Source organism: Streptomyces sp. NPDC043427 (assembly GCF_056436655.1).
In genome coordinates this window covers 1-6912 of record NZ_JBWKCC010000061.1, presented here as the reverse complement: position 1 = coordinate 6912, position 6912 = coordinate 1, and the positions used below count along the sequence as shown (strand labels likewise).

Here is a 6912-nt window from a genome sequence, read left to right as displayed (position 1 = left end):
TGAAGGAAGACCCCCCCCCCCCCCCCCCCCCCCCCCCCTTCTCCCCCTCCCCCCCCCCCCCCCCCCCCGACGCCGGAGACCTCCCAGCCCGGGATGAAGGGGAAGTGCGCCTCCATGACGCTGTCGAGGTAACCGGCGGCGAGCTTCCAATCCGCCGGGTTGACGCCCGCCGCCTTGACTCGGACGAGGACCTCGCCGGGGGCGACCTTCGGTGTCGGCAGCTCCCTGAGCTCCAGGTCTTCCGGTCCTCCGTACTGCTGCAGTGCGATTGCCTTCATGGTCAGTAGCAACGTGCAGTACCGGCTACGTATTCCCGTTCCTGGTCTCCGGCGACTGGTTCTCCGTCACTCATCGTCGTGAGCAGCTCGACCTCGGCAAGGAGTGGAGGTGCTGATGCCTGTCCCGTAGACCGTGATGTTCACATCTGCGATGCGACTTGTCGCCGGTAGTGGCTGGCTCGTGATCGTGACTGGTGGCGGCGTCGCCAGGTGGACCATCTCAGGCGGTGGGCCGGGCCGTGATCGGGTCGGACGACGACATTTATGAACAGGCGCTGGGTCTCGTTGCAGGTCAGCGGGATAAGGCCGTCTGGTCTGGGGTGGGTCGGCGTGCGTGTTCGTCGGCGCGGACGACGGCGAGGAAGGCATGGGCCAGCATCGCGAGGGTGACCCAGCGGGCCCAGGAGGGGTAGCAGCGGACCTGGTGCCGCCACCTGGAACCTGCGACCTTGGCCAGGGTGGCCAAGGATGCCGACGTGGTGGAGTGACTCCGGTAGTAGGCGAGCTCACCGGTGGTGCGGTTGCGACGGAGCAGGAGCTGGTAGTGACCCTCTGCCGCGTCGGCGAGGTCGATGACGGCCCAGTCGTAGAACCGCTGCCCCTTCGCACCGGGCCCGACCGAGAGCTTCTGCCAGGCCTGCTTCGGAACCTTCCGCGCCAGGGCATCAGCCCGGAACGTGCCCGCACCAGTGGACACTTCGGCCGAACAGGCCACCGCGAGAACATAGCCGATGCCGCGTTCCTCCAGAGTTGTGCGCAGTGTCGCGTTGCCGCCGTAGACCTCATCACCCGTGACCCAGCCGACGTGGTGTCCGGCGTCCAGGAAGCGTTCGATCATCGTGCGGGCCAGTTCCGGCTTGGTCGCGAAGACGGTGTCCTCGCCAAGCCCTGCTGCCCGGCAGCGCTCCGGATCGCACGTCTGTGCGACATCCCGTGAGTTCTCCTGAGCGCCGCCGTGTCGCACGTCGTGGCCAGGGCGTTTGCTCCGCTCCGGGATCTCTTCGCGGTCTGACGCAACATCAGGATTCCTGAAGCGTTCTGACCGGTTCTGACCGATCGATGGTCAGGGTGAAGGCGAGGAGGCTCGGCACGAAGGCTCCGCCGTCGCGTCGGCTCACACGGAGGCAGCCCTGGACGAAAGAGGCGTGGAGTCCTGAGTCACCGCCGGTCCGTCCGCGACGGGGGCCGGCTCGGCAGGGACTCGCGGTGGGCCCGGGCCGCGGCCACCATCCTGTCGAGGGTGTCCCGGGCCCGCAGGAGATCATCGATCTGCGCCGTGATCCGCTCGCGTTCGCGGGCCATCCGCTCCAGCGTGGCGTCGGAGTTGTGCTTGCTCGGGGTGTCGCGGCACGGCATGAGTTCGGCGATGGTGCTGCTGGAGAGATTGGCCGCGTACAGCGCCTGGATGAAGTGGACGCGGTCCACGTCGCCTTCCGTGTACTGCCGTTGTCCGCTCGGCGTGCGGATGCTGGTAAGCAGTCCACGCTGCTCGTAGTAGCGCAATGACCGCACACTCACTCCGGTGCGTGCCGCGAGTTCTCCGATCCGCATGACTGCCTCCCGCGGTGCTCCACAGCACCGCGGGACCTGTGATGCACCCCATAGGGATCCGCGGTGTTCTCCCGTTTGCCCCTGACATTGGTGTCAGGTTTTAGCGTACCCATGTGCTTCGGCAGTTGGAGCACATGTGTACGCGAGGAGAACCGACATGCCGTCCCTGTTCAGCAGTTACCGCCTGGGCGAGCTCACGTTGCCCAACCGGACCGTTATGGCCCCCATGAGCCGTGTCCGGGCCGCAGCCGGCGGTCTGGCCACCCCCTCAATGGCTACCTACTACGCGCAGCGCGCCACGGCCGGACTGATCGTCACGGAGGGCGTCCAGCCCAGCCGCGTCGGGCAGTCCAACCCGGGCACACCCGGCCTGCACACCGATGAGCAGACAGATTCCTGGCGGCAGGTGACCGACGCGGTCCACGCCAGCGGCGGACGCATCTTCGCCCAGATCATGCACGGCGGCCGGGTCTCGCACCTCGAGACCACGGGCCTTCAGCCGATCGGCCCGTCGGCCGTGTCCGGCGAGGGCAGCGTATTCACCCCGAACGGCCCACAGCCGATGCCCGTGCCGCGGGCCCTGGAGACCGAAGAGGTCCCCGAGCACGTCCGGTCCTACGCACACGCCGCCCGCCGCGCCGTCGACGCGGGCTTCGACGGGGTCGAGCTGCACGGCGCCAACGGCTACCTGATCTCCCAGTTCCTGTCATCCAACGCCAACCTGCGCGACGACCGCTACGGCGGCTCGATCACCAACCGGATCCGTTTTGCCGTCGAGGCAGTTGCCGCCACCGTCGAGTCCGTGGGTCCAGCCCGTACGGGCATCCGCCTGTCGCCCGGCGGCGGTATCTGGGGTGTGACCGAGGACGACGCGGCCGAGCTGAACACCGCTCTGCTGACGGAGCTGGCCCGCTTCGATCTCGCCTACGTGCACCTGGCGGCAACCACCGACGAGGAAATTCTCCTCCAACTGCGCAGGACCTGGCCGGGCACCCTGATCCTCAACCCCACCATGCCCGGCAGCCCGAAGCAGTCCGGGATGGCGGAAGCCGACCACTGGCTGGGCCTGGGCGCCGACCTGATCGCCTTCGGCCGCGGCTTCCTCGCCAATCCCGACCTGGTCGAACGACTGCGCTCAGGCCTGCCCGTCGCGCCCGCCGACGAGAACACCTTCTACCAGGGCGGCGACGCCGGGTACATCACCTACCCGACGTACCAGCACACGGCCTGACCGTCTCACCGCAGGTAAACGGAAGCGCAAGCTCCACGCGAAGACAGCGATGCGCTACGCGGACTCCGTACGACCCCTGCTGGAAGAGGCCGCCGAGGCAGACCCTGCGGGTTGACCGCGGACCCACTGCTCCATCCCCCGGAATCGGGACACCGCACCCTCGGGTTCGCGTTGACGAACCTTCGGTTTCCGCGACTCGCGGGCGGGCCTGTAAGACGTTCGGCTCTGGCCCGTAGTCGGTGGTGACGCCGAGTAGCGATCAGGGCAGAAGGATGCGGTGACGGGGGTGTGTCAATTTAGCGGCCCTGTCTCACATTCGGTGGTGACGGAGTGTGCCCCTCTCCAAGGAGGATGCGGTGGCGAAGTAGGGTGAAGCCTGCTCGTCCGTGTATCTGGCGCGCGATCCGCTTGGTTTTGGTGTTGACGCCCTCGGTGGGGCCGTTGCTGTACGGAAGCGTGAGCGCGGCGATCACTGCGTCGCGGTCTCGGTCCAGGCCCCGGGCGAAGGAGTGCAGATGGGGCAGATCGGTCGCGCGGATCTGGACGATCCAGCCTGAGAGCCCGTCGGTGTTTTCTTCGCGAGGCGTCAGGAGCTGGGCGAAGGCCGCGATGTGGGCGGTCAGTTGGGTCATCTCGGGGCAGGCGGCGGTGAGCTGTGCCAGGAGGTCGTGATGTTCGGTCTTGAGGTTGTCGGGCCTGGTGAGGAGCATCCGGGCGAGCCGGCGTGGGGAGATGTGACTGCGGTCGGCGTCCGCGGCCTTGGTTGATGTACTTGTGCAGGAGGTTGAGGCAGCCTTCGTAGCCGAGGGCCTTGATCTCTTCGAAGAGGTGCTTGACGGGGACGGCGGGGTCCTCGGCCCGGCGTTTGCGCAGGTGTTCGCGGTAGGGGTCGACGAGGCTGGCGCGGTATTTGGGGACGTGGAGCATCCGCTCGGGCCGATCGGCTCGTGCGTAGCGTTTGACGGTGTTCAGGGCCAGTTGCAGGCGGCGGGCGCATTCGAGCAGGCCCACGCCGTGATTGAGCAGGTCATGGACCTGGTGCCAGCGTTCCAGGGTGGTTCGGGCGCGTGGCCCGTCGTAGATGGGTGCGTCCAGTACGGTGGCCCAGCAGCTGCTGTGCGCCTTCACCTTTGAGGTTCCCCCGAGATGCGGAGGATGGTGACAGAGGGTCAGATGTTTCTCATGAGAGGAACATGGACCATGGCTGCCCCCAGGAAGTACTCGCTGGAGTTGCGTGAGCGTGCGGTGCGGATGTACCGGACCTCCGACCCGAAGCCGCAGATCAAGAAGCTCGCCGTCGATCTCGGCGTGCATCCCGAGGCCCTGCGCGGCTGGATCCGCCAGGCCGAGGCCGATGCCGGCGAGCGTGACGACCGGCTGACCACCGACGAACGCGCCGAGCTCGCCGCGCTGCGCAAGGAGAACGCCCAGCTCAAGCGGGCGAACGAAGTTCTGCGGACGGCCTCGGCTTTTTTCGCGGCGCAACTCGACCCGACCCGGCCCAGGTGACGGGGCTCCTCGACGAGCACCCTCAGCTGGGCGTCGAGTGCGTACTGCGGGAACTGCACATCCCTTCCTCGACGTACTACCGGTGGCGCCGCGCCGCGACGGAGCCGTGCGAGCGGCGCCGACGGGACGTCGAGCTGACCGACCGGATCAAGGAGATCCACGCGGACTCCGGCGGGATCTACGGGTCCCCGCGCGTGCACGCTGTCCTCAAGCGCGAGGGGGTGGCCGTGGGCCGCAAGCGGGTGGAGCGATTGATGCGCGAGGCCGATATCGCGGGAGTGAGCCCGCGCCGCAAAAGCTTCACGCGCCGCGATCCCAAGGCCACGCTCGCCCCGGATCTGGTCCAGCGCGACTTCACGGCGCCCGCCCCGAACCGGTTGTGGGTCACCGACCTGACGATGATCACCACCGGTGAGGGGCCGCTGTGGCTGTCGGCGATCCGCGACGCCTTCTCCCGCCGGGTGGTGGCCTGGGAGACCTCCGCCAGCGCGGACGCCGACCTGGTCCTGACCACGCTGGAGTACGCACTCGCCAGCCGCGAGGTCGAGCCCGGCAAGCTCATTCACCATGCCGACCACGCCTGTCAATACACATCGATCAAGCTCACAACTCGACTTCTGCAAGCCGGAGTTGAGGCATCCATGGGTTCCGTCGGGGACAGCTACGACAACGCCCTCGCGGAGAATCTGTGGATACTGATCAAGACCGAGGGCCTCCGCGGCCGCACCTTCGCCACCCGGGCCGAGGCGAACCTCGCACTCTTCGAGTACATCGACGGCTTCTATACTGACTTCGGCTCGTCAGGGTGACGCTGGTTCGTCGAGTGCCAGGCCGGTGCCCGCTATGAAGCCATCGAGGGTGTCGGGCCGGTACTGAAGACGCTTGAGTCGGTTGCGGACGAGGGCCTCAAGCCGGTCGAGGGCGACCACGGCGAGGTTGGCCAGGCTGCGTTTGACGTGCGCCCATACCCCCTCGACGGGGTTGAGGTCGGGCGAGTAGGCGGGCAGTAGGAACACCGTCAGCCATGCACGCTCGGCGATCAACTCACGCATAGCGTGGGAGACGTGGGTATTCAAACGGTCCCACACCAGCACGATCGGCGCTTTGACGAGGTGGTGGACGCCGTCGATCAGTGCGATGAAGTCGCGCTCGCCCATGCTGCGGCGCTTGCCTTTGCCCGCGGGGTGGACGCGCAGGCGGTGGCACAGCCGGGTGCGGGAGCCGGGCCGCATCGCGATCAGCCCGGCCACCGACAGCCGCCCCGAGCGTCGCCCGCTGACCGCCACTTGCGGAGTCACGCCACGCCGGCCCCAGGTACGTCCTTTGGGCGGCCGTCGGGTGAAGCCTGCCTCGTCCTCGAAACAGACGTAGCCTCCGCAAGCCGCCCGGGCTCTTTTACCTCGGTCCAGGTTGAGCCTGCACGCCGCCGTCCCGCCACAACTGCTGCCCCTCCACCCAGCCATGCGCGGCCGGCCCCTGCTCCAGATACCCGGCCAGCTTCTCCAGACAACGCGGGGACAGACGACACCGCGATCCGCTCGGGCCACGGGAGGCCAGAGCCTGCACGCCGCCGTCCCGCCACAACTGCTGCCACAGATAGGCCGACTTCAAGCTCACCCGTAGGCGCCGTGCCACCTCCGACGGCTTGATCCCCTGCTCGAACAACTCGGCCGCCTGCAGCCGTACCGACTCCCGGCGCCGACGTCCCGCAGCGGTCAGCCCGCCCCCATCCGCATACCTCACACACCACGGAATACAGCCACCACCCGAAGACCTTCAGGGACTTCGCGATGATTCACCCTGACGAGCCGAAGTCAGTAACTCCCGGCGCATCCAGGAACGGCTCGGCTGGCTCAGCCCGATCGAGTTCGAGGAGAAGTACTACGCCGAGCAGGCAGCGGCCGAACAAGTGAACCTGAAACCTCGTCACCCCACCCTGACCAGCTGATCAGCACCTCCCGAACGACGGGGGAACCTCAATGGTCCAGCTCGATCGGGGAGAAGGCGAAGTTCACCGCGGCCTGGATGGGCGGGACCAGCTCACCGCCGGGCTGCGGCGCGGGAGCCGGCCGCATGCCTGCGGGCGAGCGATCCGTACCGGAATCAGCAGGATCGGAGTTCCCATCACGTTACGCCTTGACCGCCAACGCCAGGATAGAGATTCCACGGCCACCGGGCACACTGGCATCGCGACCACCAGCCGAAACGGCCCGTCAGAGAACCGACGGACCGTCACGGCTGATCGAGGCTAAGACGTCATCTCATTTGGTGAGTCTGCGGTAGCAGATCAGGGTGCAGGCGATGCTGGTGAAGGCGAGGAAGTGGTCGGCCTTGCGTTCGTAG

At 67.5% G+C, this 6912-nt stretch carries 4 protein-coding genes and 4 pseudogenes; 3 read left to right on the top strand and 5 right to left on the bottom strand.

From position 1 onward, the window contains the following. The 3 genes and pseudogenes from AC067M_RS45600 to AC067M_RS45590 all read right to left on the bottom strand — a co-directional run. Positions 1 to 278, bottom strand: a pseudogene (locus AC067M_RS45600) (alcohol dehydrogenase catalytic domain-containing protein); the annotation flags it as partial. A gap of 140 nt (positions 279 to 418) precedes the next feature. Continuing rightward, positions 419 to 1197, bottom strand: a pseudogene (locus AC067M_RS45595) (IS701 family transposase); the annotation flags it as partial. Positions 1198 to 1436: 239 nt separating this feature from the next. After that, complete coding sequence (locus AC067M_RS45590) at positions 1437 to 1829, bottom strand: MerR family transcriptional regulator (protein ID WP_478702885.1); 393 nt, start codon at positions 1827 to 1829, stop codon at positions 1437 to 1439. A gap of 157 nt (positions 1830 to 1986) precedes the next feature. Between AC067M_RS45590 and AC067M_RS45585 the strand changes: the two genes are divergently transcribed. Next, on the top strand, positions 1987 to 3060 hold the full coding sequence (locus AC067M_RS45585) for an alkene reductase (RefSeq protein ID WP_478702884.1): 1074 nt from the start codon (positions 1987 to 1989) through the stop codon (positions 3058 to 3060). A 296-nt stretch (positions 3061 to 3356) separates the two neighbouring features. On the opposite strand, the pseudogene AC067M_RS45580 reads toward AC067M_RS45585, so the two are convergent. Then, positions 3357 to 4194 (bottom strand): annotated as a pseudogene (locus AC067M_RS45580) (ISL3 family transposase); the annotation flags it as partial. A gap of 66 nt (positions 4195 to 4260) precedes the next feature. Between AC067M_RS45580 and AC067M_RS45575 the strand changes: the two are divergent. Then, entirely contained in the window at positions 4261 to 4569 is a 309-nt protein-coding gene (locus AC067M_RS45575; RefSeq protein ID WP_046704780.1) for a transposase, read from the top strand. After that, a complete protein-coding gene (locus AC067M_RS45570; RefSeq protein ID WP_478702883.1) occupies positions 4566 to 5378 on the top strand; it encodes an IS3 family transposase in 813 nt (270 codons plus the stop codon). The genes AC067M_RS45575 and AC067M_RS45570 overlap by 4 nt, the downstream gene beginning before the upstream one ends. Here AC067M_RS45570 and AC067M_RS45565 read toward each other — a convergent pair. Further along, positions 5370 to 6312: pseudogene (locus tag AC067M_RS45565) on the bottom strand (transposase). The gene AC067M_RS45570 and the pseudogene AC067M_RS45565 overlap by 9 nt on opposite strands. Between the last annotated feature and the right edge of the window lie 600 nt (positions 6313 to 6912).

Coding starts and splice junctions, on each gene's coding strand:
- AC067M_RS45590 (WP_478702885.1), bottom strand. CDS start 1,829: ATGCGGATCGGAGAACTCGCGGCACGCACCGGAGTGAGTGTGCGGTCA.
- AC067M_RS45585 (WP_478702884.1), top strand. CDS start 1,987: ATGCCGTCCCTGTTCAGCAGTTACCGCCTGGGCGAGCTCACGTTGCCC.
- AC067M_RS45575 (WP_046704780.1), top strand. CDS start 4,261: ATGGCTGCCCCCAGGAAGTACTCGCTGGAGTTGCGTGAGCGTGCGGTG.